This window comes from Microbacterium sp. C-MGS6, from assembly GCF_058140415.1.
The window spans coordinates 807,224-823,515 of record NZ_CM176934.1 but is presented as its reverse complement, the minus strand read 5'-3'; the positions used below and the strand labels follow the sequence as shown (position 1 = coordinate 823,515).

At 71.7% G+C, this 16,292-nt stretch carries 17 protein-coding genes; 5 read left to right on the top strand and 12 right to left on the bottom strand.

Annotated features, from left to right (window positions below):
- Nucleotides 1-104: 104 nt before the first annotated feature.
- Nucleotides 105-1,025, top strand: a complete 921-nt coding sequence (locus AC3B5L_RS04020; protein ID WP_187663357.1) for a sugar kinase — start codon at nt 105-107, stop codon at nt 1,023-1,025.
- A gap of 10 nt (nt 1,026-1,035) precedes the next feature.
- Here AC3B5L_RS04020 and AC3B5L_RS04015 read toward each other — a convergent pair whose 3' ends face one another.
- The 5 genes from AC3B5L_RS04015 to AC3B5L_RS03995 are packed head-to-tail and all read right to left on the bottom strand — an operon-like array spanning nt 1,036 to nt 6,540.
- Nucleotides 1,036-1,911 carry a MurR/RpiR family transcriptional regulator gene (locus AC3B5L_RS04015; protein WP_259952981.1) on the bottom strand — a complete coding sequence of 292 codons (876 nt, stop codon included), beginning with the start codon at nt 1,909-1,911 and terminating at the stop codon, nt 1,036-1,038.
- A gap of 14 nt (nt 1,912-1,925) precedes the next feature.
- Nucleotides 1,926-3,434, bottom strand: coding sequence for a glycoside hydrolase family 3 protein (locus AC3B5L_RS04010; protein ID WP_259952979.1), 1,509 nt, complete (start codon nt 3,432-3,434; stop codon nt 1,926-1,928).
- On the bottom strand, nt 3,431-4,264 hold the full coding sequence (locus AC3B5L_RS04005) for a carbohydrate ABC transporter permease (protein WP_187663354.1): 834 nt from the start codon (nt 4,262-4,264) through the stop codon (nt 3,431-3,433). Before AC3B5L_RS04005 ends, AC3B5L_RS04010 begins: the two co-directional genes overlap by 4 nt.
- Entirely contained in the window at nt 4,261-5,235 is a 975-nt protein-coding gene (locus AC3B5L_RS04000) for a carbohydrate ABC transporter permease (RefSeq protein ID WP_187663353.1), read from the bottom strand. The genes AC3B5L_RS04005 and AC3B5L_RS04000 overlap by 4 nt, the downstream gene beginning before the upstream one ends.
- 15 nt (nt 5,236-5,250) lie before the next feature.
- Nucleotides 5,251-6,540, bottom strand: a complete 1,290-nt coding sequence (locus AC3B5L_RS03995) for a sugar ABC transporter substrate-binding protein (RefSeq protein WP_259952977.1) — start codon at nt 6,538-6,540, stop codon at nt 5,251-5,253.
- A gap of 147 nt (nt 6,541-6,687) precedes the next feature.
- On the opposite strand from AC3B5L_RS03995, the gene AC3B5L_RS03990 reads away from it, so the two are divergent.
- The 4 genes from AC3B5L_RS03990 (at nt 6,688) to AC3B5L_RS03975 (ending at nt 9,987) form a co-directional block, all read left to right on the top strand.
- Nucleotides 6,688-7,953: an LCP family protein gene (locus AC3B5L_RS03990; RefSeq protein WP_187663351.1), complete on the top strand. Its 1,266-nt coding sequence runs from the start codon at nt 6,688-6,690 to the stop codon at nt 7,951-7,953.
- A 31-nt stretch (nt 7,954-7,984) separates the two neighbouring features.
- Nucleotides 7,985-8,845: a spermidine synthase gene (locus tag AC3B5L_RS03985; RefSeq protein ID WP_268777232.1), complete on the top strand. Its 861-nt coding sequence runs from the start codon at nt 7,985-7,987 to the stop codon at nt 8,843-8,845.
- Between the two features lie 81 nt (nt 8,846-8,926).
- A complete protein-coding gene (locus AC3B5L_RS03980; RefSeq protein ID WP_187663349.1) occupies nt 8,927-9,454 on the top strand; it encodes a hypothetical protein in 528 nt (175 codons plus the stop codon).
- A gap of 44 nt (nt 9,455-9,498) precedes the next feature.
- Nucleotides 9,499-9,987 carry a SprT-like domain-containing protein gene (locus tag AC3B5L_RS03975; RefSeq protein WP_187663348.1) on the top strand — a complete coding sequence of 163 codons (489 nt, stop codon included), beginning with the start codon at nt 9,499-9,501 and terminating at the stop codon, nt 9,985-9,987.
- Nucleotides 9,988-10,018: 31 nt separating this feature from the next.
- Here the strand turns inward: AC3B5L_RS03975 and AC3B5L_RS03970 are convergent, their stop codons facing one another.
- The 7 genes from AC3B5L_RS03970 to AC3B5L_RS03940 all read right to left on the bottom strand — a co-directional run bounded on the left by AC3B5L_RS03970 (nt 10,019) and on the right by AC3B5L_RS03940 (nt 16,286).
- Complete coding sequence (locus tag AC3B5L_RS03970) at nt 10,019-10,534, bottom strand: DUF3054 domain-containing protein (RefSeq protein ID WP_311198659.1); 516 nt, start codon at nt 10,532-10,534, stop codon at nt 10,019-10,021.
- 26 nt (nt 10,535-10,560) lie between these two features.
- Nucleotides 10,561-11,223, bottom strand: coding sequence for a 2-phosphosulfolactate phosphatase (locus AC3B5L_RS03965; RefSeq protein WP_259952971.1), 663 nt, complete (start codon nt 11,221-11,223; stop codon nt 10,561-10,563).
- 18 nt (nt 11,224-11,241) lie between these two features.
- Nucleotides 11,242-12,702: an ABC transporter permease gene (locus AC3B5L_RS03960; protein ID WP_259952970.1), complete on the bottom strand. Its 1,461-nt coding sequence runs from the start codon at nt 12,700-12,702 to the stop codon at nt 11,242-11,244.
- A complete protein-coding gene (locus AC3B5L_RS03955; protein ID WP_136051761.1) occupies nt 12,699-13,460 on the bottom strand; it encodes an ABC transporter ATP-binding protein in 762 nt (253 codons plus the stop codon). Before AC3B5L_RS03955 ends, AC3B5L_RS03960 begins: the two co-directional genes overlap by 4 nt.
- Before the next feature lie 166 nt (nt 13,461-13,626).
- Nucleotides 13,627-14,262 (bottom strand): response regulator, encoded by a 636-nt coding sequence (locus AC3B5L_RS03950; protein ID WP_060922342.1) that lies wholly within the window; start codon nt 14,260-14,262, stop codon nt 13,627-13,629.
- Nucleotides 14,259-15,440 carry a sensor histidine kinase gene (locus tag AC3B5L_RS03945; protein ID WP_259952968.1) on the bottom strand — a complete coding sequence of 394 codons (1,182 nt, stop codon included), beginning with the start codon at nt 15,438-15,440 and terminating at the stop codon, nt 14,259-14,261. Before AC3B5L_RS03945 ends, AC3B5L_RS03950 begins: the two co-directional genes overlap by 4 nt.
- Before the next feature lie 54 nt (nt 15,441-15,494).
- A complete protein-coding gene (locus AC3B5L_RS03940) occupies nt 15,495-16,286 on the bottom strand; it encodes a class I SAM-dependent methyltransferase (protein WP_259952966.1) in 792 nt (263 codons plus the stop codon).
- Nucleotides 16,287-16,292 lie beyond the last annotated feature (6 nt).

Genomic DNA, 16,292 nt, shown 5'->3' with positions numbered 1-16,292 from the left:
CGGTGATTCCTCGAAGGTACCCAGCGGCCCGGCGGATGCCAAGAGTCCGATGTTGCGATCCGGTATCGACGCGGGGCCGCCGTCGATCCGGTAATGTCCAGAACGTGCCGGACACCACTCCCCTCGTCGTGTGCCTGGGCGAGGGCCTGGTCGCCCTCGTCTCCGCCACCGCCGGGCCGCTCGAGACCTGCCGCACGTTCCACCGCTCCCTCGCCGGGGCGGAGTGGAACACCGCGATCGCACTCGCCTCCGCCGGCATCCGGACCGCGGTCGTGTCCCGCGTCGGAGACGACGGGTTCGGACGGTTCCTCACCGCCGAGCTCCGTGCGCACGGGGTCGACGACCGCGCCGTCGAGGTCGACCCGGTCGCGCCGACGGGGCTCTACGTCAAGGAGCTCTCGCCGCGGACGGACGGCGCCGTGGACGGGACCATGCACTATTACCGTGCGGGGTCGGCCGCGGCGGCGCTGTCACCGGGTTCGCTGGAGTCGCCGGTGGCGACGGAGCTGCTCGCCGCGGCAGCCCTCGTGCACACCTCTGGCATCACGCCGGCGCTCTCTCCGTCCGCACGCGCCGCCCAGGAGGCCCTGGTGGCGGCGCCCCGACCCGGCCGCCTCGTCAGCTTCGATCTCAACTGGCGCCCCGCGCTGTGGCGGGGGCGGGAGGACGAGGGGCGTGCCCTGCTCACCGACCTCGCCCACCGCGCCGACATCGTCTTCTGCACCCGGCCGGATGCCGAGGCCGTGTTCGGGACGAGCGCACCGGACGACCTGCGGACGCTGTTCCCCGAGCCGCGGTACCTGGTCGTGACCCACCCCGCCGGTGCCGTCGCGTTCGACGGCGCGGAGCGCGCGGCCAGCGACGCCCTCGACGTACCGGTCGTGGAGACGATCGGAGCGGGCGACGCGTTCGCCGCGGGCTTCCTCGCGGGCGTCCTGACCGGTCTGACCCTGGGTGGGAGCCTGGCCCGCGCCCACCGCATCGCGACGCGCGCGATCACCAGCACGCGGGACCACGTCGACTGACCGGGCGACCTCAGTCCGCGTGACGTCCACGCCGCGGCGGGACCGCGTCGTGCGTGCGCTGCAGCGACACCGCGACGTGCTCGCCCCGGTGCTGCACGATCCGCACGAAGAGCACATCGATGAGCGCGAGCTGCGCGATGCGGCTCGACATGGCGGCCATCCGGAACGGCGACTCCTGGGCCTGGCTGAGGAGCACGACGTCGGCGATGGCCGCGAGCGGGGAGTCCGCAGCGCTCGTCACCGCCACCGCGAGTGCACCCGTGGCCCGCGCGACCTCCAGGGCGCGGACCGTCTCGGCCGTCTCGCCGCCGTGTGAGAAGGCGATCGCCACGTCGGCGGACGACCGCAACGAGGCCGCGGTGATCGCGAGGTGCGGATCGGCCGAGTGGGTCACCGAGCAGCCGATCCGGGACAGCTTGAGCTGGAGATCCTGGGCGGTCAGCGACGACGCCGCCTGCCCGAACAGGTCGATGTGCCGGGCGACGACCACCGCCCGCGCGACCCGGTCGAGGGCGTCCGCGTCCAGGGCCCGTGCCGTCTTCTCGATCGCGTCGATCTCCTGCGCGGCGAGCTTCGCGGCGATCGCGGCCGGCCCGTCGTCCCGGTCGATAGCCGTGGAATCGAGTCCGAAGCGGGCCTGCTGCGCCTGTGCGAGGGTGACCGCGCGGGCGACGGCCACCCGGAGTTCCCGATAGCCGCTGTAGCCCAACGACTGCGCGAACCGGGCGACGGTCGAGAGCGAGGTCTGGCAGAGCTGCGCGAGGTCGTTGATCGCGAGGTCCACCACGAGGGTGGGGTCCCCGAGGATCCTCTCGGCGACGCGTCCCTCCGCCGCGCTGAGCTTGGGGAGGGAGCGCCGCACCACGGCCAGAACGTCGTCGTCCATGCGCTGATCCCGTCTCAACCGGCGGCGGTCGTCCTCTGTCGGGGCACGAAGCGGCCGAGGAGCGCGTCCCGCGCGGTCTGAGCGCCGAGCCGGCTGGCGGCACCGACCTCGATGGTGGGCAGCGGCAGCGGCTCCTGTACGTGCAGGCCGACGTTCACCACGACCGCTCCCGGATCCCGGAGCGCGGTCCGCTCGATGAGTGCGCGCTGCGCCGGCTCCGCATCCGGCCGGTCCACGAGGACGACCGTCGTGCCGGTCGCCGCGGCGACCTCGTCGATCACGGCGTCCTGCTCGTCCACGGTGCGCGCGGCCACGTCGAGCCGCACCCGGACGCCGTCTCCCGCGAGCGCTTCGGCCACGTAGGAGGCGGCGCTGTCCACCGCGAGCGTCGAGCGACGTCGGGCGTCGATCACCGCCAGGGCGTCGGCGGCCTCGGGTGCGACGCCGGTCAGCGACACGGACCGACGGACGATCTCGGCGGCGTCGAACGCGGCGATCTCCTCGTCCGAGGCATCGCTCGTGCGCAGCCGGGTGGCGAGGGCCGACACCCGCGCGGCGGCCTCCTCGACGCGCTCCCGGGAGAGCGAGCCGTCACGCAGCGCGGCCACGATCCCGTCGCGGGCGGCGAGGAAGTCGCGGCGGTCCTGGTCGGGAAGGGCGGCGTCGCCGGGGTTGGTCGGGTTTCCGATGCACAGGAGGTCGGCGCCGGCGGCCAGAGCGAGGGCGGCGCCTCCTCCCAGCCCGACGGTCTCGCGGATCGCGGCCATGTCCAGCGCATCGGTGATGATGACGCCCCGGAAGCCCCACTCCCGCAGCATGCCGAGCACACGCGGGTTGAGGGTCGCCGGCTGCGCGCCCCACGCCGGGACGACGATGTGCGCGGTCATGATCGCGTCGACGCCCGCCTCGACGGCCGCCCGGAACGGCTCGAGGTGCACGCGTTCGTACTCGGCCACGTCGAGCGCGATCTCGGGAAGCGCGTGATGCGAGTCGAGGTGGGTGTCGCCGTGACCGGGGAAGTGCTTGACGCACGCGGCGACGCCGCCGTCCTGGATGCCGTCGACCGTGGCGACGACGTGGCGCGTCACCAGCGCCTCGTCGGATCCGAACGAGCGCACGCCGATGACGGGGTTGCGCGGGTCGGTGTTGACGTCGGCGACCGGACCGAGCACCACGTTCGCACCGACGGCGCGCACGCGACGGGCGAGCTCCGCTCCGGTCCGCTCCGACGCGACCACGTCGTCGAGGGCACCGAGCTGCGCGGCGCCGGGAAGGGTCGAGCCGCTCCCGGACTCCAGCCGCGTGACGCTGCCGCCCTCCTCGTCCACGCCGATCAGGGCGTCCGGGTTCGCGTCGAGGATCTGCGCACTCAGCGCGGGCAGTCCCTCTCCCACGTTCTGTCCGAAGTACACGACTCCGGCCAGGCCGTCGCGCAGCTCCTCCACGAGCCAGGCGGGCGCCGTGGTGCCGAGGAACCCGGGCCAGAGCACGCCGTTCGCGAGGCGCTCGAGCTCGTCGGTCATCCCTTCACCGCTCCCGCGACCATGCCGGCGGAGAGCCGGCGCTGCACGATGACGAAGAAGATCATGACGGGCACGGTGATGATCGTGGAGGCGGCCATGATGCTGCCCCAGTCGTTCGAGTACAGGCCGAAGAACGACTTGAGCCCGATCGAGACCGTGTACTGGTCGGTCTGCGCGCCGAGGATCGTCATGGCGAAGATGAACTCGTTCCACGCCGTGATGAAGCTGAAGATGCTCGTCGCGACGAGGCCGGGCATCACCAGGGGCAGCAGGATCGAGCGGAACATCCGCCACCAGCTCGCGCCGTCGATGTAGGCGGCCTCCTCGAGCTCGACCGGGACGGCGGCGACGAAGCCGCGCAGCATCCAGATGCCGAACGCGAGCGACAGCGCCACGTAGACCACCATGAGGCCGATGATGCTGTTCAGCAGGCCGAGGCTCTTCACCTGGAGGAACAGCGGGATGACCAGGGCCTCGAGCGGCACCATCTGCACCACGAGGATCATCATCAGGACCGTGGTGCGGAACTTGAAGCGGAACCGCGCCACGGCGACCGCCGCGAGCAGGCAGACGATCGCGCTGACGAGCACCGTGACGAGGGCCACGATGGCGGAGTTGCGCAGGTAGGTGCCGAAGCCGCCCTCGGTGAGCACGAAGGCGAAGTTGTCCCACGTGAACTCCTGCGGGAGGAGCGACTGCCCACCGCTGGAGGCCTTGCCGTCGAACGCGCTGGAGACCATCCAGTAGACGGGGAACAGCGTGAAGATGAGGACGGCGGCGACGCCGATGCCGAGTCCGATGCGCGACCGGAGCCTGGGGCGGGGGTTCACAGCTCGTCCTCCTTCATGAGGGAGCGGATGTAGACGATCGTGATGCCGATCAGCACGAGGGTCAGCAGCACCGCCAGCGCGGCGCCGAACCCGTAGCGGTTCTGACCGAACGACTCCACGTACGACCACACGCCGAGGTTGAGCACCTGACGGTTGCCGCCGCTGCCGCCGGGCATGAGGTAGACCTGCGCGAAGACCTTGAAGTCCCAGATCGTCGACAGGATGATGACGACGGAGAAGACGGGCTTGAGCGTCGGGAAGATGATCTTCCAGAAGCGGCGCCACGCGCCGGCCCCGTCGAGCGCCGCGGCCTCGAGCATCTCCTTCGAGACGCCCAGGAGGCCGGCGAGCACGGTGATGGCCACGAACGGGAAGCCGTGGTGGACGACGTTCAGCAGCACGATCGCGTAGAACGACCACTGGTTGGTGAACCAGTTGACCTGACCGTCGATGAGGCCGAGGTCCTGCAGGACGCTGTTGAAGATGCCGCGGTCGGCATCGAAGATGAAGGTCCAGACGTACGTGCCGGTCACGGCGGGCATCGCCCACGCGACCATGATGCAGCTGGAGACGATGGTGCGCCACACGGTGCCCAGCCGCGCCAGCAGCAGCGCCACGAGGGTTCCGAGTGCGACGGTGGTGAACACCGCGACGGCCGCGAAGCCGACCGTGTTGGGGAGCACCACCGTCCACAGGGTCGGATTGGTGAGCGCCTCGGCGTAGTTGTCCAGCCCGATCCAGTTGCTCTCACCGGTGTTGATCTCGCGCAGACCGTAGTCCTGCAGCGAGTAGAGGAACACCTGCACGAGCGGCCAGAGCATCAGCCCCGCGAGGATGATCAGCCCGGGGGCGAGGAGGAGCCAGGGGCGGGCCGTGACGATCGAGAGACCCCGACGCTTCCGGCCGCCGGCCACGGAGGCGGAGGAGGGCTCCGCCTTCGTGGCCGGCAGTGGCGCTTGCACCATCGACATGGAAGGAATGGTTCCTTACTGGTTGAGCAGTTCGGTCATCTCGGCAGCGGCGTCCTTCGTCGCGGTCGCGACGTCCTTCTGCCCGCTGAGGATGGCCTGGATCATGGCGTTGGTGGTCTTCTTCGCCTGCACGGCGCCGAAGTTCGGCGTGACCGGGACGGACGCGCCGCCGTCGACCATCTGCTCGGCGAACGGTGCGACGAGCGGGTCGGTCGAGGCGAGGGCCTCCTCCATCGCGGACTGGACGCCAGGGAAGTAGCCGGTCTCGTCGGACCACTGCTCGGCGAACTCACCGGTGGTCATGAGCTTGACGAACTCCCACGCGAGGTCGGCGTTCTTCGTGGTGTTGAACACCGACAGGTGCGAGCCGCCGAGCACGGAGGGCGCGATGCCGCCGTCCTGGCCGGGGATCACGGCGGCGCCGATCTTGCCCTCGAGCTCGGGGTTGGCCTCGATGAGGGCGTTCGGCGTCCAGGAGCCGGAGAGCATCATCGCGACGTTGCCCTGCGTGAAGGCGTCCCGGAGGTCGGTCTCCTTCCACGTGGTCGCACCGGCCGACGAGAAGCCGTGCTCGGTGGCCAGACCCGTGTAGAACTCGATGCCGGCCTGCGACTCGGCGCTGTCGAGCTCGCTGGTCCAGGTGTCGCCGTCCTTCGTGGCGATCTCGCCGCCGGCGCCCCAGACCCAGGGGTAGACCTGGAACTCGGCGTCGCCCGCGACGGGGAAGGGCAGCATGTCGGGCTTGGCGGCCTTGATGGCCTCACCCGCGGCGACGATGTCGTCCCAGGTCTTCGGAGCCTCGAGACCGAGCTCCTCGAACACGTCGGTGCGGTAGACGATGGAGCGGACGCCGGCGTACCACGGCATGCCGTACAGCTCGTCCTCGTAGGTGCCGGCGACGGCGAGGCCCTCGACGAGGTCGTCGCGGAGGCCATCCTCGGCGTCGACGTACTCGTCGAGCGGGAGGAGCGCGCCGGCGTCGGCGAACTCCGCGGTCCAGGTGGTGCCGGTCTCGGCGATGTCCGGGGTCGTGCTCCCGGCGATCGAGGTCACGAAGCGGTCGTGGGCGTCGGCCCACTGGATCTCCTCGATGGTGACCTTCGCACCGGTCTCCTCCTCGAAGGCCTCCGAGACCTTGTCGTAGAAGGCGGTCGCGTCGGGGTTGGTCCCCTTCATGATCCAGACGGTCAGCTCCTGGCCCTCGCCGTTGGTCGAGCCGTTGTCACCGCTGCCGCCGGCACAGCCGGCCAGAGCGATCGTGGCGACGGCGCCGAGCGCCACCGCCGGAAGAATGCGCTTGTGCATGGGGGGATCTCCTCTTTGAAAGTCCAGGTGTGCATCGGGTGCGTACCGGGGATAGGAAAAAGTATTCACGACTAACTAATTCCCTGCAAGTTCCTCCCAGAATCGTCACACCGCCGTAACATCAGGCCTCCGGGGTAGGCTCCCCGCATGCCCCGACGTGGATCTGACGCCGACCGCCGCCCACTCCCCCGGCATGCCCCGCACCCTGCACGCGGACGCGCGTCCCGCGTGCTCCGCGGGCTCGGGATCGGACTCGCCGTGGTGCTGGTCTCGACCGCGGCGGTCGCCGGGTTCCTCGTCTGGGACGTGTTCAACCGCGTGGGCGACGGGGCCGTCACCCTGGAGGGTGCACCGCAGGTCGACCCGCCCACCCTCGGCGCGTATCCCGACGACAAGGCCTTCAGCATCCTCATCGTGGGCACGGACGAATGCGGCCCGAAGGCCACCGCGCTCTTCGATGAGCGCTGCGCCGAGGCGGACGGCCTCAGTCGGAACGACGTGAACCTCCTCGTGCACGTCTCCGCCGCCCCGCGGAACGTGACCGTCGTCTCCCTCCCCCGCGACCTCGGCGTGCCCGTGCCGGAATGCACCCGCGAGGACGGCTCCGTCGCGTCGGCGATGGAGAAGGCATCGATGAACTCGCTGTTCGAGCACGCCGGCCTCTCCTGTATCGCGAAGACCGTGAGCGAACTGGGTGACATCCCCGTGGAGTTCGCCGCCAAGATCAGCTTCGACGGCGTCATGGCCGTCACCGATGCGATAGGCGGGGTCGAGGTCTGCATCGCCGGCGACGGCATCCGCGACCGCCACACGGGCATCGACTGGCCGGCGGGCATGCGGACGGTCTCGGGCGTGGAGGCGCTCCAGTTCATCCGCACCCGGCACGGCGTGGGGGACGAGAGCGACCTCGCCCGCATCTCCAATCAGCAGCAGTACATGTCGCGACTGGCCAAGAAGGTGCTGAGCGAGGAGACGCTGACCGACATCCCCAAGGTGCTCCGGCTGACGAACGCCATCGCCGACAACATCGACCCCAGCGACGAGCTCGCCGACCCGCTGCGGCTGGCGCAGCTCGCGCTCGCTCTCAAGGACGTGAGGTTCGGCGACTTCGCCTTCGTGCAGTATCCGAACGTCGTCGACCCGTTCGACGACGACAAGGTCGTGCCCGACGAGGACGCCGCCGCCGCGCTCTGGGATGCGGTGAGGGCCGGCAAACCGCTGCAGCTCACCGGAGACGTGACGACGCACCGCGGCGTGGAGCTCGTCACCCCCGCTCCCACGGCGCCCACGGCCCCGGAGTCGGACCCCGGTCCCGAGGCGACCGCAACGCCGGATGCCCGCGCGACCCTCCCGCCGGAGGTCTCGGGCCAGACCCTCGAGCAGGAGACCTGCGCGGTGGGCAACCAGCGCTGACCCGAGGCGGGCGCGGCGTAGGCTCGACGACATGGGACGGACGCGATCACGGGATGCCGAGCACCCGCAGACCCGTCTCGACCACGGCGGAATCGCCCGCATCGTCCCCTCCGAGTTCACGAGCGGCTTCGAGCTCGTGGTCGACGAGACCCCGCAGTCCCACGTCGATCTGGACGACCCCACCCACCTGCACTTCGAGTACATCGTGCGGATGGGCGCCGTGATCGACCAGCTCCGCCCCGGACCGCTCACCGCCGTCCACCTCGGCGCCGGCGCCCTGACGATCCCCCGCTACATCGACGCGACGCGGCCGGGGTCCCGTCAGCAGGTCATCGAGCTGGAGGCCCCGCTCGTCCAGCTCGTCCGCGAGCACCTCCCGCTGCCGAAGGGGGCGGCGATCCGCCTGCGCATCGGCGATGCCAGGGAGGGAGTCCGCAAGCTCCCGGCCGCCCTGCACACCGCCTGCGATCTCGTCGTCTCCGACGTGTACTCGGGCGCGCAGACCCCCGCCCACCTCACGAGCGTGGAGTTCTACCGCGAGCTCGCCGCGCTGCTCGCGCCCGGCGGGGTGCTGCTGGTCAACGTCGCCGACGGCCCCGGTCTCGCGTTCGCCCGTCGACAGGCCGCGACGATCGCCGAGGTCCTTCCGGAGATCGGCATCCTCGCCGACACCCAGGTGCTCAAGGGCCGCCGCTTCGGCAATCTCGTGCTGGCGGCATCCGCCGCGCCGCTGCCGACGGAGTGGCTGCCGCGGATACTGGCCGCCGGCCCGCACCCCGCGAAGATCGCCCAGGGGGACGAGGCCCGCGCCTTCCTCCAGGGGGCCCGCATCGTCACCGATGCCGACGCGGTCGCCTCCCCGCGCCCGGATGCGTCGCTGTTCCTGCGCTGACCGGGCGCGCCGCCCCGAGGAGCGCGGAAGCGGCAGGCAGACTGGACGGGGACAGTCGCGGGGACGCGCGGAAGGAGAGCAATGAGTTTGATCCGGGGATACGACCAGGAGAGCCTCCGCGAACGCGTCGACCTCGATGAGTGCGCCGCCCGCCTGGACGAGATCGAGGAGCAGCGGAGCCTTCCCGCCCTGCTCGAGCGCGTGTGGCTGCTGAAGGTGCTCGGTCGCCTCGACGACGCCCTCGTCCTCGCCGACGAGGCCGTGCGGCAGGCCCGCATGGCCGGCACGCGCAAGGACGTGCTCCGCGCCCGCGTGCTCCACGCCACGATCCTGCAGTACCGCGGGGCCCACGCCGCCGCCGAGCAGGAGCTGGCCACCTGCGCCACGGAGGCCGAGGGCCAGCGTTGGCTGTCGATCGCCGCGTTCGCCTACCAGCACCACGGCAAGAACGCCTACGACGCGGGAGACTACGAGACCGCGCGGGAGAGCTTCAAGCAGTCGCTGTTCCTGCGGCGCGAGTCCGGCGCCGAGGACCGCGAGCTCGAGACGGTGCTGCTGGCCATCGAGGCCGTGGAGCGTCGTCGTCCGGCGCAGCTCGTCGCGGGCTGACGCCGATGCGCCTGAGTGTCCGCGGCATGCCTTAGCCTGAGCGCATGGCGGAACTTGACCGCGTGCGCGTCTGGGGCGAGGCACTGATCCGGTTGCATCTCGACGACAGCTGGTCGTTCGACTTCGACCATGCCAAGCGTCGCGCCGGGCAGTGCGACTACACGCGCAAGCGCATCACCGTGTCGCGGTATCTCGCCGCCCGCTTCGAGGACGACGACATCCATCAGGTGCTGCTGCACGAGGTCGCGCACGCGCTCGCCGGGCACAAGGCGGCGCACGGTCCGGCGTGGAAGCGCGTGGCGCGCGACCTGGGCTACGTCGGCGGTACGACGCATCACGGGGAGACCGCGGTCGAGCTCGCCCCCTGGGTGGGGCGATGCCCGGCCGGACACGTCACGTACCGCCACCGGCGCCCGACGCGAGCCACGTCCTGCGCCCGGTGCTCCCGCACATTCGACGCGCAACATCTGTTCGCCTGGACGCGTCGTGAGATCACCACCGACGCCCGGCTCGCGGCGCAGGCGCCGCGCTGAGTCCTGCCGGAGCGGCGCGAGCGGAGCCGTGTCAGGCCGACGGGCCGCCGGGACGGGCCTGCTCATCGGAGGCGGATCGGTTCTCCTCATCGGGCGTGTGCGCCTCATCCTCCGGCGCCACCTCTTCGGCGACCGGTGCGGCCTCCGGAGCGGGCACGGCGGAGTCCTCCCCCGTCGCAGCCGCCGCGGTCACGCGTCGGCGACGGACGAGCGCGGTGAGCCCACGCCAGCCGAGCAGGAACACGCCGAGCACGAGCGTCGCCACGATGACGAAGGGCAGCTCCGCGGTGTCTCCGCTGAGCAGCCGCAGCAGCATGCCGCCGACGACCGTCACCGCCCAGACCACCGCGCCCCACGGCAGCGACCACGGCCGACGCGGGCGCCCGGGGAGCAGCGCCGCGACAGCGTGCCCGAGCAGCAGGGCGACGAGGAAGGGCCAGGCCGTGAGAAGGAACCCTGCCGGGTCCTCCTGGTGGGAGGCCCGGCCGATGGCGGCGAAGACGAGGACGAGGACGGCGTCGACGAGGAGAGCGGGGAGGAACCTCATTCCTCGACCCTACGCGGAAGGCGCGCTCACTCGTAGCGCGTGAACCGCCCGTCGCGCAGGACGGGGACGGTGTCCGCGGCATCGAGGACGGCCGCGTCGGCGGTGCTGGTCGGCTCCAGTCCGGCGGCCCGGATCCGATCGGTGGCCGGGACGCCGGCCTGCAGCTCGCGTCCGGAACCCGTCGCCCCGATCAGGTGCTTCACCGCGCGCCGCAGGGCACGGAAGCCCTCCGCTGCCACGGCCGCGTCCGGCGCCGTGTGGTCGATGCCGAGGTCGGTCAGAGCCGCGGCGATCGCGCCGGCCCCGAGCTGGTCCTCCACCGCGACGCGCAGCTCCCCCGCGGCGTCGAGCTCCCCCGCCGGGATGAGTGCCACCGAGGTGCGGCCCTGCCGGCGCTCCTGCTCGACCTGCACGGCCCTGGCCACGGCACCGGCGTTGCGGATCGCCCCCAGCAGGACGGTGGCCCCGGTCGAGGCGGCGGCATCGGCCACCGCCGCCCCGTTCCGCGACCATCCGAGGGCTGTCGAGAGGTCGACGTCCGTTCCCGCGGCCACCGCGTCGACGACCGTCGAGGAGAACCGGAGGACGTCGATCACCACGACCACGTCGGCCGGGGCGAGGCGGGCGAGCCCTGACACCCCCCAGTCGAGTCGGACCTGGTACGGGGACTGATCGAACGGCGACGGCATCCGTCCAGCCTAGAGCCGTCAGTCGGCGGCGAGCGCCTCGACCGGAGCCACCCTGGTCGCCAACCGGGTGGGCGTCGCGGCGGCCACGAGGGTGAGGAGCGCCGTCGCGGCGACGATGATCACCACGGGGAGCCACGGCACCTGCGGAGCGATCAGCCCTGCGGGCGTGAACTCCGGCAGGACCGGCACGGAGCCCAGCAGCGACTGGGCCGCGATCCACCCGTAGAGCACCCCGAGCACGAGCCCGGTGAGGGTGGCTGCCACCGTGATGTGCGTCGCCTCCAGCAGCACCATGCGGCGCACCTGCCGGTTGGACAGGCCGATCGAGCGCAGCAGCCCCAGCTCGCGACGACGCTGCACGACGCCGATGGTGAGGAGGTTGACGAGGCCGACCGCCGCGATCACCGCGGAGACCGCGACGAGCACCATCATGATCGCCGCGAAGGCGTCGTAGGGCGCGAAGAACTCGGCCGGGATCTCCTCCGTGGTCTGGCTCGTCATGAGGCGCTTCGACGACTCCAGCGCCACCGCGAACATCGTCACCAGGGTCACGCCCATGACGACGCCGATGGCCATCCGCGACGACCGCTCCGGGTACCGCAGGGCGTTCTCGGCCGCGAGACGGGCGGTCGCGCTCGACCCGAACATCCGCCCCACGAGCCGGAGCACCGGCGGCATGAACAGCACGGACCCCAGGGCCAGCCCGGTGAAGGAGAGGATGCCGCCGAAGAACGCGACCACGACCCCGAGCGGCGTGACGAGGCCGAGGACGACCCCGCCCGCGAGCAGAGCAGCGCCGGAGATCAACAGCACCCAGGCCCCGACATGGCGGCCCTTCCGCCCGGAGACCTCGTCGCGCGTGCGCTCCACCGCGCCGCCCAGAGCCTGCAGGGGGGTCACCGCGAGGACGCGGCGGGAGCCCACCCATGCGGCGGCCCACGTGGTGAGCGCGACGCCGACCGCCGGAAGGGCGAGAGCGGGCTGCGCGAGCGAGAAGGACGACGGCGCGGTGGCGACGAGCTGTCCGCCGAGCTGCACCGCGGCCGCGGAGAGGAGGAGGCCGGCGAGCAGCCCCAGCCCTGCTCCGAGGAGCCCGACGACGAGGCCCTGCCGGCCGACCTGCGCCCGCTGCGATCGCGCCGTCGCCCCGATGAGACGCATCAGCGCGATCTGCCGCGTGCGTCCCGCGATGATCGTCGAGAACGTGTTCGCCGTGACGATCGCCGCCACGTACATCGCCACCGCCGTGAGCAGCACCGACAGGATCGCGACGACGACCGCGAGCGTGCCGCTGTCGCCGATGAACGGATCGGCCTGGAGGACGGCGCCGATGTAGGCCGTGATCTCGACGAGGAACACCCCGAACGCCGACGACAGCGCGGCGACGAGGACGCTCGCGCCCATGCCGCGGTCGCGGAGCCAGGCCAGCCGGGGTCCGGTCGTCCGCGTCTCCGGGACGACCGTGGTGAGCGCGGTCATGCCGACACCTCCGCGGCGAGCATGTAGGCGGAGATCTGCTCCGCGGTCTGCCGCGGGTGGTCTGCGACGATGCGCCCATCGCCGAGGTAGAGCACCCGATCGGCATGGCTGGCCGCGATCGCGTCGTGCGTGACCATCGCGATGGACTGGCCGTGCTCCCGGCTGGCGGAGGCGAGCAGGCGCAGCACCTCCCGTCCGGTCTGGGAGTCGAGGTTGCCCGTGGGCTCGTCCGCGAACACCAGGTCGGGGGCGGTGGCGAGGGCGCGGGCGATCGCGACGCGCTGCTGCTGTCCGCCCGAGAGCTGGTGCGGCCGGTGCCCGAGGCGCTTGCCGAGGCCGAGCGTCTCGATGAGACCGTCGATCCTTGCCCGCTCGATGGCGCTGGGCCGACGGCCGTCGAGCTCGAACGGCAGCAGGATGTTGCCGAGGGCGTCGAGCGTGGGGACGAGGTTGAACGCCTGGAAGATGAACCCGACGCGGCGGCGGCGCAGGATCGTCAGGTCGAGGTCGCCGAGGCCGGTGATCTCGGTGTCGCCGATCCACGCCCGCCCCTCCGTCGGGCTGTCGAGGCCGGCCATGATGTGCATGAGGGTGGACTTGCCGGATCCGGACGGGCCCATGATGGCGGTGAACTGTCCGCGGCGGATGCCGACGCTCACATCGTCGAGCGCGCGGACGGTGCCCTCGCCCGAACCGTAGGTCTTCTTCAGGTGCTGGACGCGGGCGGCGAGCCCGAGGTCGGTGGTCGTGATCTCCATGCTTCCGACGCTATTTCCGCGCCCGGTCCCCCGCGTCGCCCTCCGGGAGCATCCCGATACATCGGGAGGATGATCCCCCTCCCCTCGACCCACCCCCTTGCGTTCGACCCACCCCTCTACGGCCCGCCGCAAAGGGCCGGGTCGAACAGAAGGGGGTGGGTCGGCGTCAGGCGAGGCCGTGCTCGAACGCGAACACGACGAGCTGCACACGGTCGCGGAGCGCGAGCTTCGTGAGGATGCGGCTGATGTGCGTCTTCACCGTGGCCTCGCTGAGGAACTCCCGCGCGGCGATCTCGGCGTTCGAGAGGCCCCGGGCGGCGAGCGCGAAGATCTCCCGCTCCCGCTCCGTCAACTCGGCATACTGCGGGGGTACCGGCTTCGGAGCCTCCGCGAAGTGCTCGAACAGCTCGCGGGTCGCCGACGCCGCGATGACGCTCGACCCCGCGTGCACCGTCCGGATCGCCGCGAGCAGGAATTCCGGATCGGCGTCTTTGAGGAGGAAGCCGCTCGCCCCCTGCCGGATCGCCCGCGCCGCCGCCTCGTCGAGGTCGAACGTGGTGAGCATGACGATGCGCGGGGGCTCCGGACGGGACAGGATCTCGGCGGTCGCGGTCAGCCCGTCCATCACCGGCATCCGGATGTCCATGAGGACCACGTCGGGCCGGGTCGCGGCGACCACGGCGAGCGCCTCCTGCCCGTTCCCCGCCTCCCCCACGACCTCGAGGTCCGGCTGGGAGGCCACGAGCATGCGGATACCTGCACGGAACAGCGCCTGGTCGTCGACGAGCACGACTCTGATCACTGCGGGGCTCCGATCGGAAGGCTGCTCTGGACGACGAACTGCGCACCACGGCGCTCGGCTTGCAGACTACCGCCCACGAGCTGCGCCCGCTCGCGCATGCCGATCAGACCGTGTCCCCCGGGCGCGCCCGGCGTCGACTCCGGCGAGACGGCGTTGCGCACCTCGATGTCCACGCGATCGGGGAGCCACGCGAGATGCACGTCCACCGCGCCGTCGCCGTGGCGGATCGCGTTCGTCAACGCCTCCTGGAGGATCCGGTAGACGGCGAGTTGGATCGCCCCCGGTGGCTCCCCCGGAGGCATCGGGTCGACCGTGACCCGCGGCTCGATGCCGGCCTGGCGCACCTGGGCGAACAGCGTCTCGAGGTCGGCGAGGGTCGGCTGCGGACCGTCCCCCTGCCGATGGCGGAGCTGGGTGAGGAGCATCCGCACGTCGCTCAGGGCTCCGCGGGCGGTCTGCGCGATCGTGCCGAGGGCCTCCGTCGCGATCTCGGGCTTCACCGCCGCGGCGTAGCGCGCGCCGTCAGCCTGAGCGATGACGACCGCGAGCGAGTGGGCGACCACATCATGCATGTCCCGCGCGATGCGCACCCGCTCCTGCTCCTCGGCGGCCAGGGCCTCGGCCTGCAGCTGCGCCGAGCGCGTGCGCCGGTTGCGCAGCACGACCCGCCAGAGGAGGCCGCACACCCACGCGAACCCGAGCGCCATGATCGAGGCTGCCACGAGCAGAGTGCCGCCGGTCACGAGCTCCCACCCGCTGCCGGAGCCGAACGCGACGCCCCCGACGAAGACCAGGTACAGCGAAGCGACGATGCCGCCCACGATGACGGAGCCGAACCCCCACCAGAGCACGCGGCGCGACCCCCACGCGGACGTCGCGTACAGCACGAGGAGGATCGCGAAGTCGGTCGGCAGCGGTCCGAAGCCGGCGAGCATCTGCACGATGGCTCCGGCCCAGGCGGCGGCGAGCGCGAGACCGGGAGCGAGGCGTCCGATCGCCACCCCGCCGAACAGGAACACCGACGACGAGATCAGCCCGATGACGTTCACCGCGGACGAGCCGGCCAGCTCCGGCTGCGGGGCGTAGAACACGACCCCGAGCGGCGTCAGGAGCGCGAACAGCAGCACCGCCCCGACGATGTCGAGGACGAGGCCGGTACGGGACAGCGGACGGATCACTCCCCCACGCTACGCGAGCGCTCGTGGACTGGCATCCGTCGCGGGATGTATCCGTCAGGCGCGGGCGAGGACCTCCCCGTGCGGCACGAGGAACCAGCCGTCGCCGTCGTCGGCCCAGCGCTTCCAGGCGTCGCTGATCTCCTGCAGATCGACGCGCGTGGCCATGCCCTGGTCCACGAGCTGCCGCGCGAGCGCCGACTCCAGGATGCGGTCGGCCCACATCCCGCCCCACCAGGCGCGCTCGGACGAGGTCGCGTAGCACCAGGTCGACGCGGTCGCCGAGACGTCCTCGAAGCCCGCCGCCCGCGCCCAGGACAGCAGGCGGCGCCCGGCGTCCGGCTCTCCGCCGTTCGCCCGGGCGGCGGCGCGGTACAGCGCGAGCCAGCGGTCGAGCTCCGGCAGGACAGGGAACCACAGGAAGCCCGCGTAGTCGGCGTCGCGAGCGGCGACCAGTCCCCCGGGCTTCGCGACCCGACGCATCTCCCGCAGCGCCTGCACCGGATCGGCGACGTGCTGCAGCACCTGGTGCGCGTGCACGACGTCGAAGGAGTCGTCGGCGAAGCTCAGCGCGTGCACGTCCTCGATGGAGAAGGCGATGTTCGCGACTCCCTGCGCCGCGGCGAGGTCACGCGAGAGGGACAGTGCGGCGTCATCGATCTCGGTCGCGGTGACGTGCGCGACCACTCCCGCGAAGTCCACCGTGATGGATCCCGGCCCCGCCCCCACGTCGAGGAGCCGGGTCTCGGCCGTGAGGTGCGGTCGCAGATACGCCGCCGAGTTCGCGATGTCCCGCACACTGTGCGAGCGGAGGACGGATTCGTGGTGTCCATGCGTGTACGAGGCCATCCGCTC

Bases quoted from the DNA above. Each gene is read 5' to 3' on its own strand.
- AC3B5L_RS03960 (WP_259952970.1), bottom strand. From the start codon at position 12,702: ATGACCGCGCTCACCACGGTCGTCCCGGAGACGCGGACGACCGGACCC.
- AC3B5L_RS03990 (WP_187663351.1), top strand. From the start codon at position 6,688: ATGCCCCGACGTGGATCTGACGCCGACCGCCGCCCACTCCCCCGGCAT.
- AC3B5L_RS03970 (WP_311198659.1), bottom strand. From the start codon at position 10,534: ATGAGGTTCCTCCCCGCTCTCCTCGTCGACGCCGTCCTCGTCCTCGTC.
- AC3B5L_RS03955 (WP_136051761.1), bottom strand. From the start codon at position 13,460: ATGGAGATCACGACCACCGACCTCGGGCTCGCCGCCCGCGTCCAGCAC.
- AC3B5L_RS03975 (WP_187663348.1), top strand. From the start codon at position 9,499: ATGGCGGAACTTGACCGCGTGCGCGTCTGGGGCGAGGCACTGATCCGG.
- AC3B5L_RS03965 (WP_259952971.1), bottom strand. From the start codon at position 11,223: ATGCCGTCGCCGTTCGATCAGTCCCCGTACCAGGTCCGACTCGACTGG.
- AC3B5L_RS03995 (WP_259952977.1), bottom strand. From the start codon at position 6,540: ATGCACAAGCGCATTCTTCCGGCGGTGGCGCTCGGCGCCGTCGCCACG.
- AC3B5L_RS04010 (WP_259952979.1), bottom strand. From the start codon at position 3,434: ATGACCGACGAGCTCGAGCGCCTCGCGAACGGCGTGCTCTGGCCCGGG.
- AC3B5L_RS04000 (WP_187663353.1), bottom strand. From the start codon at position 5,235: ATGTCGATGGTGCAAGCGCCACTGCCGGCCACGAAGGCGGAGCCCTCC.
- AC3B5L_RS04015 (WP_259952981.1), bottom strand. From the start codon at position 1,911: ATGGACGACGACGTTCTGGCCGTGGTGCGGCGCTCCCTCCCCAAGCTC.
- AC3B5L_RS03940 (WP_259952966.1), bottom strand. From the start codon at position 16,286: ATGGCCTCGTACACGCATGGACACCACGAATCCGTCCTCCGCTCGCAC.
- AC3B5L_RS03980 (WP_187663349.1), top strand. From the start codon at position 8,927: ATGAGTTTGATCCGGGGATACGACCAGGAGAGCCTCCGCGAACGCGTC.
- AC3B5L_RS03985 (WP_268777232.1), top strand. From the start codon at position 7,985: ATGGGACGGACGCGATCACGGGATGCCGAGCACCCGCAGACCCGTCTC.